The sequence below is a fragment of the Bacillus sp. 3255 genome, from assembly GCF_031456485.1.
Classification (GTDB): domain Bacteria; phylum Bacillota; class Bacilli; order Paenibacillales; family NBRC-103111; genus Paenibacillus_E.
Genome location: NZ_JAVDUS010000004.1, coordinates 230,777 through 250,442 on the forward strand (window position 1 = coordinate 230,777; position 19,666 = coordinate 250,442).

Genomic DNA, 19,666 nt, shown 5'->3' on the forward strand with positions numbered 1-19,666 from the left:
GGATGGGAGGATCAGGCTTGGAACGATCATCTTCCGGGACCGCCTACGCTGCGGCCCATCAATTGATACAATGGAAGCGATACAAAGAAGCATTGACCGAAGTTGAGAAAGTGCTGCGCATGGATCCGGAGGATCCCGACGCCTATGCGCTGTGTGCGCGCATTTATTTGCATATGAGTGAATATAAGCATGCGCTGCATTGGGCCCAAGAGGCGCTCACTCGCGAGCCTGAGCATGAAATCGCTTGGTATGTGCGGGTTGCCGTCTTTTATGAGACTCAGCGTGACGCCGAATTCGACGAAGCTCTGCAGCAAGCGCTGCGCATCGATCCGTATGAAGCTCACTATTATTTCTTGAATGCCAACAAGTTCAATAAGAAGGGCAAATTCAAAGAGGCCAAGGAACAGTTGCTGCAAGCGCTTGAGCTCCAGCCGGAGACGCCCCTTTACTTGGCCACCCTCAGTTATGTGGAAGCGCTGCTGGGGAACGATGCCGAATCCCGGCGATTGGACCGCGCGGCGATCCGGGAAGACGCGGAGTCCTCGACGGTTCTGTTGTATCTGGCTTGGGCGGCGTCCCGGCGCGGGGACTATGACCTGCAGGAGACCTATATGCGCAACGCCATTCGATTGAACCCGGAGTCCAAGCAATTTCAGGATGAATATTTGGAGTCGCTGCAGCGCCGGTATGTGCTTTACCGCATTTGTTTATGGCCGGGCAAGATGATCAATAAAATGAACAAATGGCAGATCTGGATCGCATGGATCATCGCCTGGTTTTTGTTCAAACCGCTTATCCTGCTCTTCATCCTTATTTATGTTATAACCCATTGGTTAACTAAAGGTATTGTACATGTCCGAGTATTCGGCTGGAGACGACGAAATTCTTGAATTAACATCAGCCTGAGTTCTGTCTATGGAGACGGGATGAAGGCTTTTGTTTTATGACTAGATGAATATTTTCCATTTCGGATGAAAATCGGTTATTATATAAAATGAACTAACTATAGAAAGTGGGATCAATCGTGGGCCGTAAGTGGAATAACATTAAAGAAAAGAAAGCTTCCAAAGATGCAAATACAAGCCGGATCTACGCCAAGTTCGGACTTGAAATTTATGTAGCGGCACGGAAGGGCGAACCGGATCCGGAAGCGAATCGTGCGCTGAAAGTTGTCCTTGAACGGGCCAAAACGTATAACGTGCCGAAAGCGATTATCGATCGCGCCATCGATAAAGCCAAAGGCAGCTCCGATGAAATCTACGAGGAGCTTCGTTACGAGGGCTTCGGACCGAACGGGTCGATGGTTATCGTCGATGCCTTGACGAATAACGTGAACCGTACGGCGCCAGCGGTACGCGCGGCATTCAGCAAAAACGGCGGCAATATGGGCGTCAGCGGCTCGGTGGCTTACATGTTCGATCCGACAGCGGTGATCGGTCTGGAAGGCAAGAGCATGGATGAAGTCATGGAAATTTTGCTGGAAGCGGATGTGAACGTTCGCGACATCGTCGAAGAGGATGAGATGGTGATGGTGTATGCCGATCCGGAGGAGTTCCACGCCGTGCAAGAGGCGTTCAAGCAAGCCGGCATCAGCGAGTTCGCCGTTGCCGAAGTGACGATGCTGGCGCAGAACAACGTAACGCTGCCGGAAGACGGGCAGAAGCTGTTCGATAAGCTGATCGATGCTTTGGAAGATTTGGAAGATGTGCAGCAAGTTTATCATAACGTGGAATTGGAAGACTAAGTTTGACAAGAGTTTGATTTATCAATCGATACCGTTTTTTTAGCCAGCGATGATATACATATTGATTTTTTCTGGATAATATGGTGATAGCGTTGAGTAGAATACAATCCTGCTGTCCTTCGCGGCGGCAGGATTTGTGTATTCATAAGGATTTCATCTTCATCTAGTCCCGCAACTTTAACTCACAAGCTGGGCAAAACTTATCATTTTCAGTAATTTCACAACGACAGGCCGGGCAGGTTTCCATATAAGATTCTGCAGCTTCCCTATCGTTTTTCTCCGATACTGCACGAACCTCTTGTTGAATGAATGGATGGGCTTGTTTGAAGCCCTGTTTTTGTATCTCTTGCAGAATGGTCTTTATTTCAGTGAGTTCGGATTTCATCCGTGAATTGTCAATCGCTGATTGGATAACTAAATATAAGATGAAAAGACCAAATAACCAAAGAACAATGCTAAACAATATCGCCATACATTCATCTCCATTCAAAAGATGTAATACATGTTTATTTTATGCGAAGGGAAAAGGCAGACATGATTTCACAAGCGTTAATTATTAAGGATGATAAAGTTCTTATGGTTCAACAGTATGTCGAACGTGGTGATATCGTATGGAATTTTCCTGGCGGGAGCATTGAGGATGGGGAAACTCCTGAAGAAGCATGCATAAGAGAAGTGAAAGAAGAAACAGGCTATGATGTTATTATCTTAAAACTATTGAACTGTACGGATGATAAATATACTTATCTAGCGAGGATTAATGGCGGGGAAATGTTTCTTGATTCAGAAAATGAAGCGAATGAAGATATTATTGAAATTGCTTGGGTTTCCGTCAACGATACAAATAAATGGGATGATTATACGTCACCAATACTCAATATTTATCAAAAAATAACTACATAAAACATGGATCTTACGTATTTAAGAGACATTAGCTTGGTTCGTTTAGGTTAAAATTGATCGCGAGTTGTTTCACTTGCGCAAGAAAAACCCGCTTATTGAGCGGGTTTTTGTATAGTTCCAGCGATAGATTCCTTCGTGCGAAGATTAGCTCTTGGTACGTTCTTTCTGTTAATGAGCACAAGGATGGCAGCCAGCGCTAACGTAAGGAAAATAGCCGAACCCGTGATGGCCGCGGCAGCTCCATGAGCTAGCACAAAGGCTTGATCGTTCTTTGCGGCACCGCCGGCAGCCATGTGCGATGCAGATTCGAATACCGTAATCAAGATACCCAGCCCCAGCGATGCTCCCATCTGATGGGCGACATTGACGAGACCCGATGCAGCGCCGGCTTCGTTCGGCGCAACACCGGCAATGCCGGATGAAGTAAGGGGAATGAAGACAACCCCTGCGCCAATACCCAGAATGATCAAAGGAATCGCGATGTTCGGGAAATAAGCGGTGTCCACGGTAATGCGGCTTATCCAGATCATACCGACTATTGCGACGAGTACGCCACCGATCAGCACCCTGCTGCTGCCGAAGCGTTTCAGCAGTCCCGGTACGGCATAAACCATGCCGAACATGACGCCAGTCATCGGCAGGAAGGCGATCCCGGCGCCAATCGCGCTAAAGTTCAAAACGCCTTGCACATATTGCGTCAGAAAGAAGAACATCGCGGACATGCCGCCGACGAACAGCAACCGGGCCAGATAAGCGCCGGAGCGTTCGCGGCTGGCGAACAAGCGAAGCGGCGTAATGGGTTGTTCCGCGCGCTTCTCAATCCGGACGAACCAGCTGAGCAGCAGAATGCCGGCTGCGAAAGAAGCGATTGTGCCGGCATCGCTCCAACCGGCGGCGGCTGCACGTGCGAAGCCATAGACGAGCCCGGTCATCCCAAGCGTCGACGTGCCGGCGCCGAGGAGGTCAAAACGACCGTTGCGGCGCGGCGTTTCCTGCAGATAGCGGGGAGCGAGCAGAATGAGCGCCAAACCGATGGGAACATTAATGAACATCCCCCAGCGCCAAGAAATCGTATCGGTTAAGATGCCCCCGAGGACGAGTCCGACGCTTCCGCCGGCACCGGATATGGCGCTATAGAGCGAGATGGCGCGCGTCCGCTCCCGGCCTTCCGGGAAGGAGACCATGAGAAGGGAAAGCGTCGAAGGTGCGGCGAATGCCGCGGCGAGCCCTTGAATGGCACGCGCGATCAGCAGCAGCTCTGAGGTATGCGCGAATCCGGCCAGCAAAGAGGCCAGCGTGAAGAAGGCGACGCCGGCTATGAAGACGCGTCTGCGTCCCAGCAAATCGCCGGCGCGCGCTCCGAGCAGCAGGAATCCGCCGAACGTCAGCGAGTAAGCATTTTGCACCCATGATAAGTCGGTGGCTGACAGATGCAGGGTACGGCCGATTTCTGGCAGCGAGGTGATAACGATCGAGCCGTCCAAAATAATCATCAGCTGACAGGCAAGTATGATGGCGAGCACGAGCTTGGAGGATACGGTTCGTGCGATTGTTTCGGTAACGGTTGAAGACATGTGCAGGACGTCCTTTCTGGTTTTGGAATGTTTATTCCAACCCATCATAAGGCCAGTTGCAGTTGAAGTCAACAACTTTTTGGAGTGAATAATCCAAAGATAGTGCTAATTTATACAGAAACCAGCGCGATTCGCACGAATTCAACCGAAAATATAGTAAAATTTAGATTAAATATTCCGAATGCTTGACGTTCCCCTTTGCACATACTAAAGTTGAATGTAACGAGGTGTGAACAATGAGTAAACGTGAAGATATTTTGAATGCGACGTTGGACTTAATCGATGAAGAAGGACTGCAGTCCGTGACGTTTGCCAAAATCATGAAAAGGGCGAATGTGGGCTCCGGTACGGTCTTCAATTATTTCAGCAACAAGGAAGAATTGGTTCATGAGCTTTACCGGCAATGCCGCAAGCTGCTCGGTGATAACTTGATGATGAATTATAATGCCGAATTAAGCTTGTATGAGCGTTTTAAATGCTTACAGACGAACAGAATTCGATTCGCCCTTGCCTTTCCCAAGCACTTCCGCTTTATCGACTCTTATTCCTATTCCCCATGCATCACGCCGGAACTGCGCAAATTGGAGGACGACAGTGCTTCCCGAGAAGCGATATTGTCGCTGCTTAAGGAAGGCCAGCGTAACGGGATCATCCGGGAAATGGATATCAACATCTGCAATTCCATCATACACGGGGTCATTACAGCCATCGTCAAAGGCTACTACGTGAACAAATATCCGCTCAACGACATGCAAATACAGCAAACACTGGAAGCTTCCTGGAAATCGATTCTAGTGTAAATACAATCTCCGTTTTGGAGTGAATAATCCATACTTTCGTCAAAAAAAATAGATGGCCCCATGGGGTCATCTATTTTTATTTGTACCCCTATGCAGCCACGTCTCTTCCTCGCTTGCTATGCCCACACGTATATGATTTTTCGAATAAAAAAACCAGAATTACGGCCAAAAGTAGAATTATATGCAATTATTCATATAGATCTATGGATTTTGGCCGTCTTCAACGAGAATGTATCTGATTTTTCGAACACACACAGGCATATGTTATAAAGCTATTCGCTTAAGTTGACCTAAGGCGGAACGTATTGGTTATTCTCATGGCACATCCGAATAATTGTGCTGCTAATTGCAACATACGTAAGCGTCTGCATACATTATTGGAATTCCTCCCCAAAACGACATTAAAAATGCAACGATTATCATTTACACATTCTGTAAGCTGTACTATATTATCTAGTTGTATGAATCGCACAGCGAGAGGAGACTACCATGAGACGAAAAACGAAACATGTATCGGACCACGACCAACCTAAAGCCAAAGGGACTTTATTATCCGTTAAAAACAGGCTTATCCTCGCTTTTCTTCTTGTACTGACCGTCCCGACGTTGATGATCGCCTGGAGCTCGTATAATACAGCCAAAAGCAAAGTCGACGATCAAATGGTCAGGGCGGCGGGGTCCAATGTCGCATTGTTGAACAACGTATTCAACCAATTCATTACGGCCAAGCAGCTTGACGTCGCGGGCTTAGCACAAAATTTGGAGCTTCGCGGGATGATTTCCTTAGATGGAGGCAATATTGGAAGTAGTCCTCCGGTTCGGACCCAGCTTGAGAATTACAAGAAGGTTCATCCGGAAATCGAACAAGTCTATGTCGGTACGGAGTCGGGATTGTTCATGAACGCACCCGATACGTTCAAGAATCCGCCGGACTATGATGCAAGGAAGCGACCTTGGTACCAGGAAGCGATGGCGCACAAAAATGAAACGATTGTGACCGCGCCTTATGTATCCAAATCGTCCAATCAGCTCGTCGTGACCGTCGCGCAAGCAACGAAAGACGGCCAAGGCGTTACGGCGGTCAATGTCAGTATTGAGCAGCTTGCGGAGATTACGCGCAGCGTCAAAATCGGGAAGGAAGGCTATGTCTATCTGATGGACAAGGATCACAAGTACATCGTTCATCCGACGGAAGCGGCCGGAACGAACGCGCCTGACAATGAAGAGACGAGGCGAATTTACAGCTCGGCATCGGGTTATTTCTCCTATGTGAAGGACAATAACATGAAGAAGATGACCTATGTGACGAATGAGCTGACCGGGTGGAAAATTGCCGGAACGATGTACGACAGAGAGGTAGCCGAAGAAGCGGCTCCTATTCTGCACCGAACATTGCTGGTTTTCGTCTGCGCTTTGATAGTGGGCGCGGTACTCCTATTGTGGATTCTGCGATCGATCATAAGTCCGCTGCAGCAGATGATCCGGCTTTCCCGAAGTATCAGTGACGGCGACCTGACTGAGCAGATCTCAATCCGCAGACGGGACGAGCTTGGCGTTCTAGGAAACAGTTTCAATGAGATGTCGCAATCGCTCCGGTCAGTCCTCTATCAAGTAAGCGAGAACGCCGTTCAATTGTCGGCATCCGCGCAGCAGCTGGCATCCAGCTCGGAGCAGAGTGCGGCCTCGAGCGAACAGATTGCCGTGAAAATGCAGGAGGCTGCTAACGGAACGGGCCAACAGGCGAGCAGCACGGAAAGCACGCGGCAAGCGATCGGTGAAATGGAGAGCAACGTCACCACAATCTCGCACAATGCCGAGCAGGCCTCGTCCTCAGCGCTTCATGCGAAAGCCCGCGCCGAGGCGGGGAATGAATCGATTCAGCGGGCCGTCGACCAAATGCAAGCCATCGGCGCAGGTGTTGATGAGCTTGGTCATGTCATCGAGGGATTGGGTGAGCGTTCTACGGAAATTGTCAACATTATCGATGTCATCACAGGCATTGCCAACCAAACGAATTTGCTGGCGCTTAACGCTGCCATTGAGGCTGCAAGAGCGGGCGAGCACGGCCGGGGCTTCGCCGTCGTTTCTCATGAGATTCGCCGTTTGGCCGAACAATCTTCGGAATCGGCGAAACAGATTTCCGACCTGATCTCCGCGATGCGGCAGGAGACAGATACGACAATCGCCAATATGCAGGCGGTGACCGAGCAGGTTCAAGAAGGCGTCAGCGTTGTCAATATGGCCGGCGGGTCCTTCAACGAAATTGCCGTTTCCATCGATGAGGTCGTCCGTCAAATCCATGCAACCTCTGCAATATCCCAGCAAATGGCGGAGAGCACGGCAATCGTTGTTAACGCGATGAGCGACGTATCGCAGATCTCGGAAGAGACGGCACTTACCATAAGAGATGTTGCCGGAATTACGGAAGAGCAGCTTGCGTCGATGGAAGAAATCACTGATTCTGCGAATGCGTTGACGCGGATGGCCGAAGACTTGCAAGCGCTGATTGACAAATTCAAAGTATAACAGCGACGGAGAGTGCTTAACGAGGCACTCTCTTTTTTTGTTGCATAATATCGTATATCGCACAGGCATTGGCTATAATAAGGAGAATTATTATATATTGTTGTAATGTGCAACACATTTAGGTGACCGAACCATGACGGAAGGTGATATCGATGCAAATTAAAGTATTAGCCATTGCGCCATACCCGGGTTTGAGGGGGATGCTCGAGGAGCTCGTGAAAGAAGATGAGCGGATTCAGCTTCATGTTGAAGTTGCGGATCTTCATAATGCGATTCCGATTGTTCAGGCCGAGAGCGGCAAGTATGACATCATTCTAAGCCGGGGCGGAACGTCCACGCTCATTCGCAATCAATTCACAACGCCAGTCGTCGATATTCCCGTTTCCGGCTACGATATTTTACGCGTTCTGACTTTAGTGAGAAATTCGAACAGCAAGGTTGCGATCATCGGGTTTCCGAACATCTGCCGCGGCGCCCAAGAAGTATCCAGCCTGCTCGATTACGAAATACCTATTTATTCGATAGAACGAGCGGCGGATGTTCCGCAAGCGCTTAAGCAAGCTTTTGAGAATGGCGTGCAGATTGTGCTTGGCGATGTCGTCACCGTCCATACGGCTGAGGAGATGGGCTATAACGGGATTCTCATCACGAGCGGACAGGAGTCGGTGCTTGAGGCGCTGGAAGAAGTCAAGCGGATTTTCGAGGTCGTATGGAAAGCCCAGGAGAGTGAGCATCTATTCGAACACATCCTGCAGCATCACCGGACAGGCGTCATGGCCGTAAGCGAAGAGGGGGTCATTCGATATGCCAACGAAGCCGCGGCCGCGCTGCTCGGGTACCATAGTGCCGTCATTCGCGGCATGAATCTCACCCGGATTGACCCGATCTGGTCCCGCTACCTCGAGGAAGCGGCGAGAACGAATACTCAATCCGCCAAGCAGCAAACGAGATGGTTTCAGAAAAAGCAGGTGAGCATTGAAATCATCGTACCGCCTGAGATGCCGGCAGCCAGCTACCGCTATTTCGTATATTTGTACGCGGCCGAAGCTAACACGAACAATCCCGCTACATACAATTTCCAGGTTACTGATCGTATCGCGACTTTTGCGCAAATTATGGGTTCCAGCTCCGTCATTCTTCAATCCATCAAGCGGGCCAAAGCATTGTCGCAAACCAAGGAAGCGATTTGGATCTCGGGTGAAGAGGGCAGCGGCAAACAATTGTTTAGCCAAGCGATTCATTCCGCAAGCCCCTTCTCGGGAGACGAACTGTACATCCTGCCGTGCGACCAATTGTCTCAAGAAGAGCAGACTGCGGTGCTGCTGGGGACAGACATCTATCCGGGGCTGCTGTTCAAAGAATCGGTTGGAACGATTTGCCTGGATCATGTTCAGCATGTCAACCCGTCCTTGCAGCGCAAGCTGCTCGAAGCCATGAAGCAGGGCATGCACGCGCGGCTTATCGTAACATCGCCTCATCCGATCAAGCTGATGTTGAAGAAGGAAGAGATGGATCAAGATTTTGTGCTTGCTTTCATGGACCATTACGTAAGTCTGCCGCCGCTTCGCGAACGGTTGGAAGATATAGCTGAAATTGCGCGCGTCCTTATCGCAGGTTATAACTCCCGGCATGGCAAACAGATTGTGGGCATCCGTCCGGAGGTTCTGGAGGACGATCTGATGCATAAGCTTTGGCCCGGTAATATCCATCAATTGAAGCTCGTTATCGAAAGCATGCTGGCAAGTACGAACGGACATTATGTGGGGACGAAAGAAGCTCAAGAGGGTTGGCAGAAGGTGAAGGAGTCGCTGCAATCAGAAACGTCCGGGCACCACGCAACGGTCAATTTGTCGGGAACCTGGGATGAGATTGAAATGCGGATCCTTCTGCAAATTTTGGAGAAAGAAGGAATGAATCAATCGAAAGCGGCGAAGCGGTTGGGGATCAACCGATCGACACTTTGGCGAAAGTTGAAAGATGTGTTGCAAATTTAAACGATATGCCCCGTTGTCCTCTGGTGAACGCTGTCATATAATCAATACATGAGCAATGATGAAGTGGATTGTTGCAAATTGCAACTAAATTGATGGCTCAATATCATCTTCTTAGGAGGAAGCACACCATGAGAATTAAAGCAGCGATAGATCGTATTCCCGGAGGCATGATGATTGTGCCGCTGATCCTTGGGGCGATCATAACGACGTTATTCCCGACGATGGGGAAAACATTCGGCTCCTTCACAGGCGCGTTAATGACCGGCTCTTTGCCGATTCTGGCCGTGTTTTATGTCTGTATGGGTTCAACGATTAATTTCAAAGCGACACCGTATATTTTGAAAAAAGGCGGCACGCTGCTCGGCACCAAAATATTGACCGCAATTATCGTCGGTTTCGTCGCAGCCAAATTTTTGGGCAACGGTATGATTAGCGAAGGTTTCTTCGCAGGCCTTTCCGTACTTGCGATCGTTGCAGCTATGAATGATACGAACGGCGGTTTGTACATGGCGCTTATGGGTCAGTTCGGCAAGAAAGAGGATGTCGGCGCCTACTCGGTTATGAGCTTGGAATCCGGACCGTTCTTTACGATGATTTCACTTGGTATTGCAGGGCTCGCCGCATTCCCGTGGCAAACGTTCGTCGGGGCGATACTGCCGCTGGTCGTTGGGATGATCCTCGGTAACTTGGATAAAGACATGCGTGAGTTTCTGTCCAAAGCCGTTCCTGTTCTGGTGCCGTTCTTCGCCTTCGCTTTAGGGGCGGGTCTTAATCTTCAGACAGTATGGAAAGCCGGATTCCTCGGCGTCTTGCTAGGTATCGCTGTCGTTGCTGTGACCGGTATTACCTTGATTCTGACGGACCGCTTGATCGGCGGAAACGGGATTGCCGGCATTTCGGCAGCTTCTACAGCAGGTAACGCCGCGGGCGTACCGGCCGCTGTCGCCGCTGCAAATGCCGCCTATGCGCCGCTCGTACCTTCGGCTACGGCACTCGTTGCATCCTGCGTCATCGTAACCGCTATTCTCGTTCCGATCGTAACCGCTTGGTATGCCAAAAAAATCGGAGTAAAAAGCCAAATCAATTAGATAGACAAAGTTAGGCATGGGAGGAACCGCACCATGAACCATATTGCCATTATTGCAGATGATTTGACCGGAGCATCCGACTCAGGCGTTCAATTTGCAAGAAAAGGGCTGCAAACGCAAGTCGTTTTTGATATCAAGCAAGTCGCCAATCAACAAGCGGTTGAGGCTGTCGTAATCGATACCGACAGCCGTTCCGTTGCAAGAGAAATTGCTTATGCGAATGTGAAAGCGGCGGCTGAGCAAGTTCAGCAAGCAGGCTTTACGCACGTGTACAAAAAAATGGATTCTACGCTCCGCGGCAATCTGGGCGTTGAGATCGACGCCGTGATGGATGTGATGCCATTCGATTTTGCGGTCGTCGCCCCGGCTTTTCCCAAGATTGGCCGTACGACCGTTCAGGGTGTCCATTATTTGAACGGCATTCCCGTCTCGCAAACCGAGATTGCCAACGATCCCAAATGCCCTGTGAATGAATCCGATCTCGTCAAGCTGTTTTCTTCCCAATCCAATCGGAAAGTCGGACTTATCCCTCTGCATGTTATTCGCTCGGGGAAGGAACAGGTTGACCTGAACATACAATCGCTGCTGGAAGCGAAGACTGAACTCATCGTTTTCGATGCGGAGACTCAAGAGGATGTACAATGTATCGCCGAGTACATCTCTGAAACGTCCTACCGTGTGTTATGGGCCGGATCTGCCGGTTTGGCCGACTATTTACCGCAGACGCTGGCACTGCCCGTTCACAAGAGCGAGCCTGCGCAGCTTCCCGTAAGCGAGAAGCCGGTGCTGCTCGTTGCGGGAAGCATTTCCAATGTGACCCGCCAACAGGTCGCTGCGTATAACCAGGAACCGCGAGTCGCAGCCGTCGAATTGAACACCGTTCTTGCGATGGCTTCCGAAGACGGGCTGCGCAGCGAGATGCAGCGCTGTCAAGATTTGCTTAGAGATGCCCTTCCGAAGGGTGTTGATGTTTCGCTATGCGCGAGTTCATCGCCGGAGCAAGTTCGGTTAACGAAGGAGATTGGGGCCCGAAGAGGCTTCGACTCCACGGAAGTGTCGAATCAGATTTCGAACATTCTGGGAGCTATCGCTTCCGTCATCATCCGCAGCTCCGAACTGCAAGGCGTTATTCTCACCGGTGGAGATACGGCGAAAGCCGTCTGCAGACACCTCGGCGTATCCGGCATTCAATTGGTGAAAGAGATCGAGCCGGGTATTCCGCTTGGCCTTCTTGTTCGCGAACAACCAATCTGGGCGGTTACGAAAGCAGGCGCATTCGGGAATGAAGGCAGCTTATCGAAAGCTAAAAACGTGTTAAAGGGAGTGACGTCGAATGAATAGACCTATTATCGGCATTACGATGGGTGATGGCGCTGGCGTAGGACCAGAGATCATCATGAAATCGTTGAAAGATGCTCAAATTTACGAAACTTGCCGTCCTTTCGTTATTGGAGATGCCAAAATATTGGAGCGGGCGGTTCAGTTCGTGCAAACCGGTCTACAGGTGCGTACGATCGGTTCCGTAGCCGAAGCGAAGTTCGAGCCTGGTTCCGTTGACTGCTTCGATTTGAACTTGCTGCCGGCGGATCTGCCGATCGGACAAGTATCCAAAGAAGCGGGACATGCCGCATTCATGTATTTAAAACAAGCGATCGAGCTGGCTAATGCCGGTGAAATCGATGCGATCTGCACAGCGCCGTTGAACAAAGAGGCGCTTCACAAAGGTGGTCACATCTATCCGGGGCATACGGAAATTTTGGCGGATCTGACAGGCACGCAGGACTTCTCCATGATGCTTTCCGCGCCGAAATTGAAGGTCATCCATGTGACAACGCATGTCGGCATTCTGGATGCCGTTCGTATGATCAATCCGGAGCGCGTCTATAAAGTCATCCGTATGGCGCATGAAACGCTGCAGAAAGCCGGATATACGGCGCCAAAAATTGCCGTCTGCGGCATTAATCCGCATGCCGGCGAGAACGGATTGTTCGGCTATGGCGAAGAAGACGAGAAGATCGTACCCGCCGTGAAGAAAGCGCAGGAGGAGGGCATTCAAGTCGTAGGACCGCTGCCTGCCGATACGCTGTTCTTCCGGGCAACGCGAGGCGACTTCGACATCGTCGTCGCGATGTACCATGATCAAGGCCATGGACCGATCAAAGTGCTTGGTCTTGAAGCAGGGGTCAACATTACGGTCGGCCTGCCGATCATTCGTACCAGCGTTGACCACGGTACGGCGTTCGACATTGCCGGCAAAGGCATCGCTGACGAACAGAGCTTGAAAGAAGCGCTTAAGCAAGCGATTGAACTGGCGCCAAAGCGTGAGCAATAAGATTGCGCGGGTTGCGCAAGCAGAATAAGCAGATATGATGCCTCAGAGCCGCGTTAGCGGGATGGGGCATCTTTTTTTGCAACCGGCCGCTGCGTTTTGTCTGATTTACGTTCAGTTTATATAAGCGTCGTATGATGTCTGCAGTAATCAAACACATCCAATAAAGGGGCAGATAATCATGAGTATCAAACAATTGAACGAACAACCGCGAATCGCCATCATCGGGGCAGGTCCGGGCGGATTGACGTTTGCGCGAATCTTGCAGCGGCATGGGGTGCCTTGCATCGTCTACGAACGCGACTCATCGCCTGCAAGCCGGCAGCAGGGCGGTTCATTGGACATCCACGAGGATACCGGTCAATGGGCGCTGAAAGAGGCGGGGTTGTACGAGCAGTTTCAAACATATGCCCGCTATGAAGGACAAGATTTCCGTTTGCTGGACAAAACCGGCCGCGTTTATTTGGACGAACGAGCGGAATCGAATGAGGGAGACCGGCCCGAGATTGACCGAAGCGTCTTGCGCCAATTACTCGTAGATGCTGTTGATCCCGATACGATAAAATGGGGGCATCAGCTGGACAAAGCAGTTCCTATGGCAGGCGGGCGTCATGAGCTATATTTTGAGAACGGGCATCGTCATATCGTTGATCTCGTCGTAGCCGCTGACGGTGCGTTCTCACGTATACGGCCGCTGTTGACGGATGCCGCACCGATCTATTCCGGACTCAGTATGGTGGAGCTTTCCATCGAGAATGCCGCCGTCATGCATCCCGACATTGCCGCCTTCAACAGACGCGGCAAGCTGTTTGCTCTTGACGATCATAAGGGGATTCTGGCGCAATTGAATGGAGATGGCCGGATTTGCGTCTACCTGGCTTTCCTGGCTGAGAGGGATTGGCTAGACACCTGCGGCATTCCGTTTGACAAGCCGGAGGAAGCCAAGCCGATGCTTCTGACCTATTATCATGATTGGGATGAAGCTTTGAGAACTTATATTCAAGCGGCACAAGGCGACATGATGCCAAGAAGAATCTATATGCTGCCTGAAGGTCTCAAGTGGCCACACAAACCGGGTGTTACCTTGATCGGTGACGCGGCGCATTTGATGTCTCCTTTCGCCGGTGAAGGGGTGAACCTGGCCATGCGAGATGCAGCGGAGCTAGCGCTAGCCATCCTTCGAAGCGGCGATGTCAACCAAGCGATTCAAACATATGAAACGAAGATGTACGAATACGCGTCCGTTTCGGCGAAAGAGTCCGGCGCGAATCTTGAGCTATGCTTCTCCGAGCATGCCGCGGCGAAGCTGATGGACTTGATGCAGGCGTACCATGATCATTCAAGCTCGTCGACCCTCTAGCCAATTAAGTGTTATGGGACACAGGCAACCCAGGCAACCTACTCTGCAGCAACGGAGCGAGGTTGTTTTTTTAATTTTTTAGCAAGTAAAAGGAAAACACTATATAATGGACAATAAACAATTAGTAATTGGGGCAATTTGCCATGAAGGAGTTAAGATGACTGACACTAAGACGATCCGACAAGCAGGTTGGAACTTCGATAATAGCTATACCCGGCTGCCGGCTATCCTGTATACGAGACAGAACCCGGCATCCGCGAATTCGCCCAAGCAGATCATCTTGAATGAGCCGCTTGCGGCATCGCTCGGATTGAATGTCGAGGCGCTGCAAAGCGATGAAGGCGTGGCCGTGCTGGCCGGCAATGCCATACCGGTGGGTGCTGCGCCGCTGGCACAGGCATACGCCGGGCATCAATTCGGGCATTTCAACATGCTGGGCGACGGCCGCGCCCTGCTGCTTGGAGAGCAGATCACGCCAGCCGGTGAGCGGTTCGACATTCAGTATAAAGGCTCGGGCAGAACCCCTTATTCCCGCGGCGGGGATGGCCGCGCTGCGGTGGGGCCGATGCTCAGGGAATATATCATCAGCGAAGCCATGCATGCTTTAGGCATTCCGACCACGCGAAGTCTGGCCGTCGTGTCGACAGGCGAAACCGTTATCCGCGAGACGTACCTGCCTGGTGCCGTGCTGACTCGCGTGGCCGCCAGTCATATTCGGGTCGGCACGTTTCAGTTCGCCGCCAATTACGGCACGCTTCAGGATCTTCAAGCTCTGGCCGACTACACTCTGCAAAGGCATTATTCGCATGTGGATGCTACCGGTGCTCAGCGGTATCTGTCGCTGCTGCAAGAGGTCATTCAACGTCAAGCGGCTTTAATTGCCAAATGGCAGCTGGCCGGCTTCATTCACGGTGTGATGAACACCGATAACATGGCCATTAGCGGGGAAACGATCGATTATGGTCCATGCGCCTTCATGGATGTCTATGATCCGGCAACCGTGTTCAGTTCCATCGATACGCATGGCCGCTATGCGTATGCAAACCAGCCGTATATTGGCGGTTGGAATCTGGCCAGATTTGCCGAAACGCTGCTGCCGCTGCTGCATGACGACGAGAAACAGGCTGTGGAGCTTGCACAGGAAGCGATCTCATCATTTGGCAAGATCTACCGGACGAACTGGCTCGCAGGCATGCGGGCAAAGCTTGGCGTCATGGACGAAGAGCAGCAGGACGAGGAACTGATTGACGGACTCCTCAAATTAATGGAAAAGTATCGTGCCGATTACACCAATACGTTCCGTGCCTTAACATTAGAGGAAACAAGCGGCTCGGACTTGCTGGCGAGCGAGGAGTTTGCCGAATGGAGGGAGCGCTGGGAAGCGAGATTAAGCCGGCAGCAGGAGTCTCCGGCCGCTTCACGGCAGTTGATGCGCGCCAGTAATCCCGCCGTCATCCCCCGCAACCACCGGGTGGAAGAGGCGCTCGAGGCTGCGGTCAATCAGCAGGATTACAGTGTGATGGAGCGGCTTCTTGCGGTGCTGTCCCGGCCGTTCGATTATGATAATTCATCGGACCAAGAGATCTATTGCGCGGCTTCCCGATCTTCCCGCCCTTACCGGACTTATTGCGGCACATAGCACGAATCATGCAAGAAGGGCTGCAGCCGGCAGCCCTTCTTGCAGTTGTTCGCTAGTCCCGGCCTTGTTCGGAGGAGGAGCACACATGATATGGAAATGGTTTGTACCCAAAAGCAGTGTTCAGAATAAATTTCTACTATCGGCATTCTTGTTGATTATCGTCCCGCTCGGGTTATTTGGAGCAATCTCCCTCGAGGTGTCTAAAGATTCTATCGCCGAACAGGTCAGCCGGTCGAATCTCAAAACGTTAGGACAGATTGCCGATAAAACGGACAGGCTGCTCGATGATATTATCGCGATCTCCAATCAATTTTTTTTGAGTGCTGAAGTAAATCATGCGTTTACATCCGCCTATCAGCCGAATAGTTACGAGGATGCCATGCAGCGGGCTGCATTCGAGAAACTGCTGTCGAATTCGATCTATTCGTTTAACCGCATACGCTTTCAAGTCCGGTTAGTCGGCTTCAACGGACTCCGTCTGCCGGCCAACCCTATGATGACGGCGATGCCCGTCCAGCGATTGACCGAGAAAGCATGGTACCGTGCCGCCGTGGAAGGGCAGGGTCAGATTATCTGGGTGACGACCCCGATGCCCGAGATAACAGGCGACAGCGGAGCGGGAAGCGGAACTGCTTTCTATGGCGTGCGCATCAGCAAGCGGTTCGAGAGCGGAGCACCGATAGGTATTGTTGCGATCAGCGTAGATGAGAGCACTTTGAACGATTTGTACAGCAGCGCGATGGATAAGTCGCAAGAAATTGTCATCGTTGATGCCGAAGGAGCCGTCTTGTCTTCGAGCCATAAGAACGAAGTACACCGGCCGCTGACGGACCGGACGTATTACAATAAAATTCGTCAGTTTGATTCGGGGTATTTCATCGCCGAGGAAGGGGGAGCGAGGCAGCTTGTCTCATTCCAAACAATTGGCAAGACGGATTGGAAGCTAGTATCTTATACACCAGTATCCACCGTATTATCCAGTCTGAACAGACTACAAACGATCGTCATTCTTGTATTCGGAATCGTCGTACTGCTGGCCTACGCCGCTTCGTATATGATGGCGCGCCGGCTTGCCGTACCGATCAAACGCTTGTATAATGACTTCGGCCGCGTTGAGTTAGGAGATCTGTCCGTTCGTTCGCAGGTTGTCTCTGACGATGAGATCGGGCATCTGACCCGGAAGTTCAACCGGATGATCGACCGGCTCCAAGAATTGCTGATGAATATTCAAGTTGAACAAGAGCGCAAACGGCATGCCGAGCTTCAAGCGCTTCAATCGCAAATTAATCCGCATTTTTTGTATAATACACTAGCTTCCATCCGATTCATGCTGGTCAAGCATACGCCGGAGATGATTGACTCCGTCATCGTTGCACTTGTTAAGCTATTGAAACAATCAATATCCAAGCAAGATGAACTCATACCGATTCAAGAAGAGTTATCCATGGTTCGGAATTATGTGTATATTCAGCAAGTCAGGCAAGGCGACCGGCTGGAGATCCGCTATCAATTGGACGAGGAGATCTATGCGTTCGTCACCATCAAGCTCATTTTGCAGCCAATTATTGAGAATGCCATCTTTCACGGGCTTGAGAACAAACTGTCCGGTTCCAAGCGGCTGGAGATTATAGGATTGATGGAGGGGCAAGATATTCTTTTTCAAGTAACCGATAATGGAAACGGTATGGAGAATGGCGAATTCTTTTTCTCCTCAGGGGGGGATCAGGAAGGGAAATTGGTCCATCGCGGCGGGTTTCATAATGTGAACGAACGCATTCAGCTGTACTTCGGCCCTCAGTACGGGTTAAGTATTGAATCCCGGGTTGGGATCGGCACGACGGTAACCGTAAGGATTCCGGCTATACATAAATGGGAGGAGGTCAGAAGCATTGAATATCTTAATCGTTGACGACGAACCTATGATTCGGGAATGGTTTCAGCTCACAGTGGAGAAATCCGGCGGGGATTACCGCATTGCCGGCGAGGCAGCGAACGGAATCCAAGCTATTGAGTTTTGCCGGACCCACGACGTCGATCTTGTTGTGACGGATGTCAAGATGCCTGGCATGAACGGCATTGAGCTTATTCAAGCGCTTAAAGAAGAGATGCCCCGGGTAAGGTCGGTCGTATTTAGTTCCTATAATGAATTTCAATTCGCTGCGGAAGCACTGAAGTTCGGAGCAAGCGAATATATTCTCAAAGCGGAAATTACGCTCCAAGGCCTTGTCGATATTTTACATAAAATTAAGAAGGATATCGAACTCGACCATCGCGCAGTTCGCGAGTTGAATGAATTGAGGTACCGGGTGAATGAGAGCCAGCTGACTTTGCGCAGCAGCTATTTCCGCGAACTCGTCGATGGGAAACCGGAGGCAACGGCGCTCTTCAACAGCAAACTGGACATGTTTCATGTGCGTTTGTCGGAGAAACAGCTGACTCTGGTTTTAATCGGCATTCATCGCAGTGCGGAAGTTAATTCCGCTTTGCGCATCCAGGAAGAAGGGCTGCTGCAGAACGCGGTAACGAATATTGTGGATGAAACCTTGCTGAATGAGATCGGGAACGGCTGCTCTTTTCTATATAAACCGAATGTCTATGTGGTGCTTTGCAACTCCATCCATACAAGCATGAAATCGCAGCGCGAATCTTTGCTCTTATTCGCCAACAGAGCGATGGATAATCTGAAGAAATTCATCGGTGCCTCCACGGTGATCGGAATCAGCCACTCGTATAGCAAGCTTGCGTACCTTCCCGAACAGTTGGCCGAGGTAATGGCTGCGGCAGACCGGCATCTCTTCTATGAGCAGCCTGGCATTCTATGGTGCGAAGAAGCGGGCTTGACGGAGAATCGTCGAAATAACACGGATTGGACGGCGGATTTCTACGACCACTTGGACAAAGGGCTATCGGAGAAAGCGCGAGCCTCTTTCGAAGAGATGATGAATAAGCTGGCCGTTCATAAAATGCTGTCAGCCAAACAGGTGAAAGCGATCGTGCTTGAGCTTGTATATGCGACTCTGAATAGAGCCAGAGCTGATGGCGTAGCTGCAGATCAACTGGAGCACCTGTATCTGGAAGCACATGTCGAAGTGATGAAGCTCATCACGTTCAATGAACTATTTCATTGGGCCGGACGTACCCTGGATTACATTCTGGAGCGGATGCATGAACGGCGCCCCGTGTACGGCGAAGCGGTGCAGCTGGCATGTGAATACATTGGGCAGCATTATGCAGAGGACATCGTGCTCCAAGACATCGCCGACCACGTGCATCTGAGCCGAACGTATATCAGTGAGCTGTTCAAGAGAGAGACGGGGATGAACTACAACGAGTATCTCATACAGATCCGGATGGAGAAGGCGAAGCAAGCCTTGAAACAGAAGGATTGGAAAGTTATGGACATTGCTGCTCATGTCGGCTATGCCAACGCAAGTCATTTTATTAAGCTTTTTAAAAATTACACAGGACTCTCGCCGTATGAATATATGAAATCGCTGCGAGGCTCGTCCATGATGTGAAACACCGTTCAGCGGTGTTTTTTTATTGGAATCCGAATTACGGCGTATGAAATCCGAACTTTGCGTTATCCCCGATGACAACAGGGAAAGCTGAATAAGAATGAGCATGGTTTTGTGGTACAAGAGCGTAATAGGCCATCACAGCGCTGCACCGGATTTCCGTATACTTCTAAGTGGATGAAATCAAAAAG

At 50.7% G+C, this 19,666-nt stretch carries 15 protein-coding genes; 13 read left to right on the forward strand and 2 right to left on the reverse strand.

Going from position 1 to position 19,666, the window contains the following annotated elements; translation table 11 throughout:
• Positions 1-17 precede the first annotated feature (17 nt).
• Together J2X61_RS07960 and J2X61_RS07965 are read left to right on the forward strand one after the other, a co-directional pair.
• Complete coding sequence (locus J2X61_RS07960; protein ID WP_310187109.1) at positions 18-890, forward strand: tetratricopeptide repeat protein; 873 nt, start codon at positions 18-20, stop codon at positions 888-890.
• Positions 891-1,024: 134 nt separating this feature from the next.
• Positions 1,025-1,744: a YebC/PmpR family DNA-binding transcriptional regulator gene (locus J2X61_RS07965; RefSeq protein ID WP_274468744.1), complete on the forward strand. Its 720-nt coding sequence runs from the start codon at positions 1,025-1,027 to the stop codon at positions 1,742-1,744.
• A 163-nt stretch (positions 1,745-1,907) separates the two neighbouring features.
• Here the strand turns inward: J2X61_RS07965 and J2X61_RS07970 are convergent, their stop codons facing one another.
• Entirely contained in the window at positions 1,908-2,216 is a 309-nt protein-coding gene (locus tag J2X61_RS07970; RefSeq protein WP_310187113.1) for a hypothetical protein, read from the reverse strand.
• A gap of 62 nt (positions 2,217-2,278) precedes the next feature.
• On the opposite strand from J2X61_RS07970, the gene J2X61_RS07975 reads away from it, so the two are divergent.
• A complete protein-coding gene (locus J2X61_RS07975; RefSeq protein WP_310187115.1) occupies positions 2,279-2,647 on the forward strand; it encodes an NUDIX hydrolase in 369 nt (122 codons plus the stop codon).
• 92 nt (positions 2,648-2,739) lie between these two features.
• Here the strand turns inward: J2X61_RS07975 and J2X61_RS07980 are convergent, their stop codons facing one another.
• Entirely contained in the window at positions 2,740-4,221 is a 1,482-nt protein-coding gene (locus J2X61_RS07980) for an MFS transporter (protein WP_310187118.1), read from the reverse strand.
• A gap of 236 nt (positions 4,222-4,457) precedes the next feature.
• Between J2X61_RS07980 and J2X61_RS07985 the strand changes: the two genes are divergently transcribed.
• The 10 genes from J2X61_RS07985 (at position 4,458) to J2X61_RS08030 (ending at position 19,475) form a co-directional block, all read left to right on the forward strand.
• Positions 4,458-5,021: a TetR/AcrR family transcriptional regulator gene (locus J2X61_RS07985; RefSeq protein WP_310187120.1), complete on the forward strand. Its 564-nt coding sequence runs from the start codon at positions 4,458-4,460 to the stop codon at positions 5,019-5,021.
• Positions 5,022-5,510: 489 nt separating this feature from the next.
• Positions 5,511-7,547 carry a methyl-accepting chemotaxis protein gene (locus J2X61_RS07990; RefSeq protein ID WP_310187122.1) on the forward strand — a complete coding sequence of 679 codons (2,037 nt, stop codon included), beginning with the start codon at positions 5,511-5,513 and terminating at the stop codon, positions 7,545-7,547.
• 152 nt (positions 7,548-7,699) lie between these two features.
• Positions 7,700-9,541, forward strand: coding sequence for a PrpR N-terminal domain-containing protein (locus tag J2X61_RS07995; protein WP_310187124.1), 1,842 nt, complete (start codon positions 7,700-7,702; stop codon positions 9,539-9,541).
• A gap of 128 nt (positions 9,542-9,669) precedes the next feature.
• Positions 9,670-10,629, forward strand: coding sequence for a 2-keto-3-deoxygluconate permease (locus tag J2X61_RS08000; RefSeq protein WP_310187126.1), 960 nt, complete (start codon positions 9,670-9,672; stop codon positions 10,627-10,629).
• Positions 10,630-10,662: 33 nt separating this feature from the next.
• Positions 10,663-11,970, forward strand: a complete 1,308-nt coding sequence (locus tag J2X61_RS08005; RefSeq protein ID WP_310187129.1) for a four-carbon acid sugar kinase family protein — start codon at positions 10,663-10,665, stop codon at positions 11,968-11,970.
• A complete protein-coding gene (gene pdxA / locus J2X61_RS08010) occupies positions 11,963-12,961 on the forward strand; it encodes a 4-hydroxythreonine-4-phosphate dehydrogenase PdxA (protein WP_310187132.1) in 999 nt (332 codons plus the stop codon). The genes J2X61_RS08005 and pdxA overlap by 8 nt, the downstream gene beginning before the upstream one ends.
• Positions 12,962-13,139: 178 nt before the next feature.
• Positions 13,140-14,318: an FAD-dependent oxidoreductase gene (locus tag J2X61_RS08015; RefSeq protein ID WP_310187135.1), complete on the forward strand. Its 1,179-nt coding sequence runs from the start codon at positions 13,140-13,142 to the stop codon at positions 14,316-14,318.
• Between the two features lie 157 nt (positions 14,319-14,475).
• Positions 14,476-15,957, forward strand: coding sequence for a protein adenylyltransferase SelO (locus J2X61_RS08020; protein ID WP_310187138.1), 1,482 nt, complete (start codon positions 14,476-14,478; stop codon positions 15,955-15,957).
• An 85-nt stretch (positions 15,958-16,042) separates the two neighbouring features.
• Positions 16,043-17,866 carry a cache domain-containing sensor histidine kinase gene (locus tag J2X61_RS08025; RefSeq protein ID WP_310187140.1) on the forward strand — a complete coding sequence of 608 codons (1,824 nt, stop codon included), beginning with the start codon at positions 16,043-16,045 and terminating at the stop codon, positions 17,864-17,866.
• Entirely contained in the window at positions 17,847-19,475 is a 1,629-nt protein-coding gene (locus J2X61_RS08030; RefSeq protein WP_274468762.1) for a response regulator transcription factor, read from the forward strand. The genes J2X61_RS08025 and J2X61_RS08030 overlap by 20 nt, the downstream gene beginning before the upstream one ends.
• Positions 19,476-19,666: the final 191 nt, after the last annotated feature.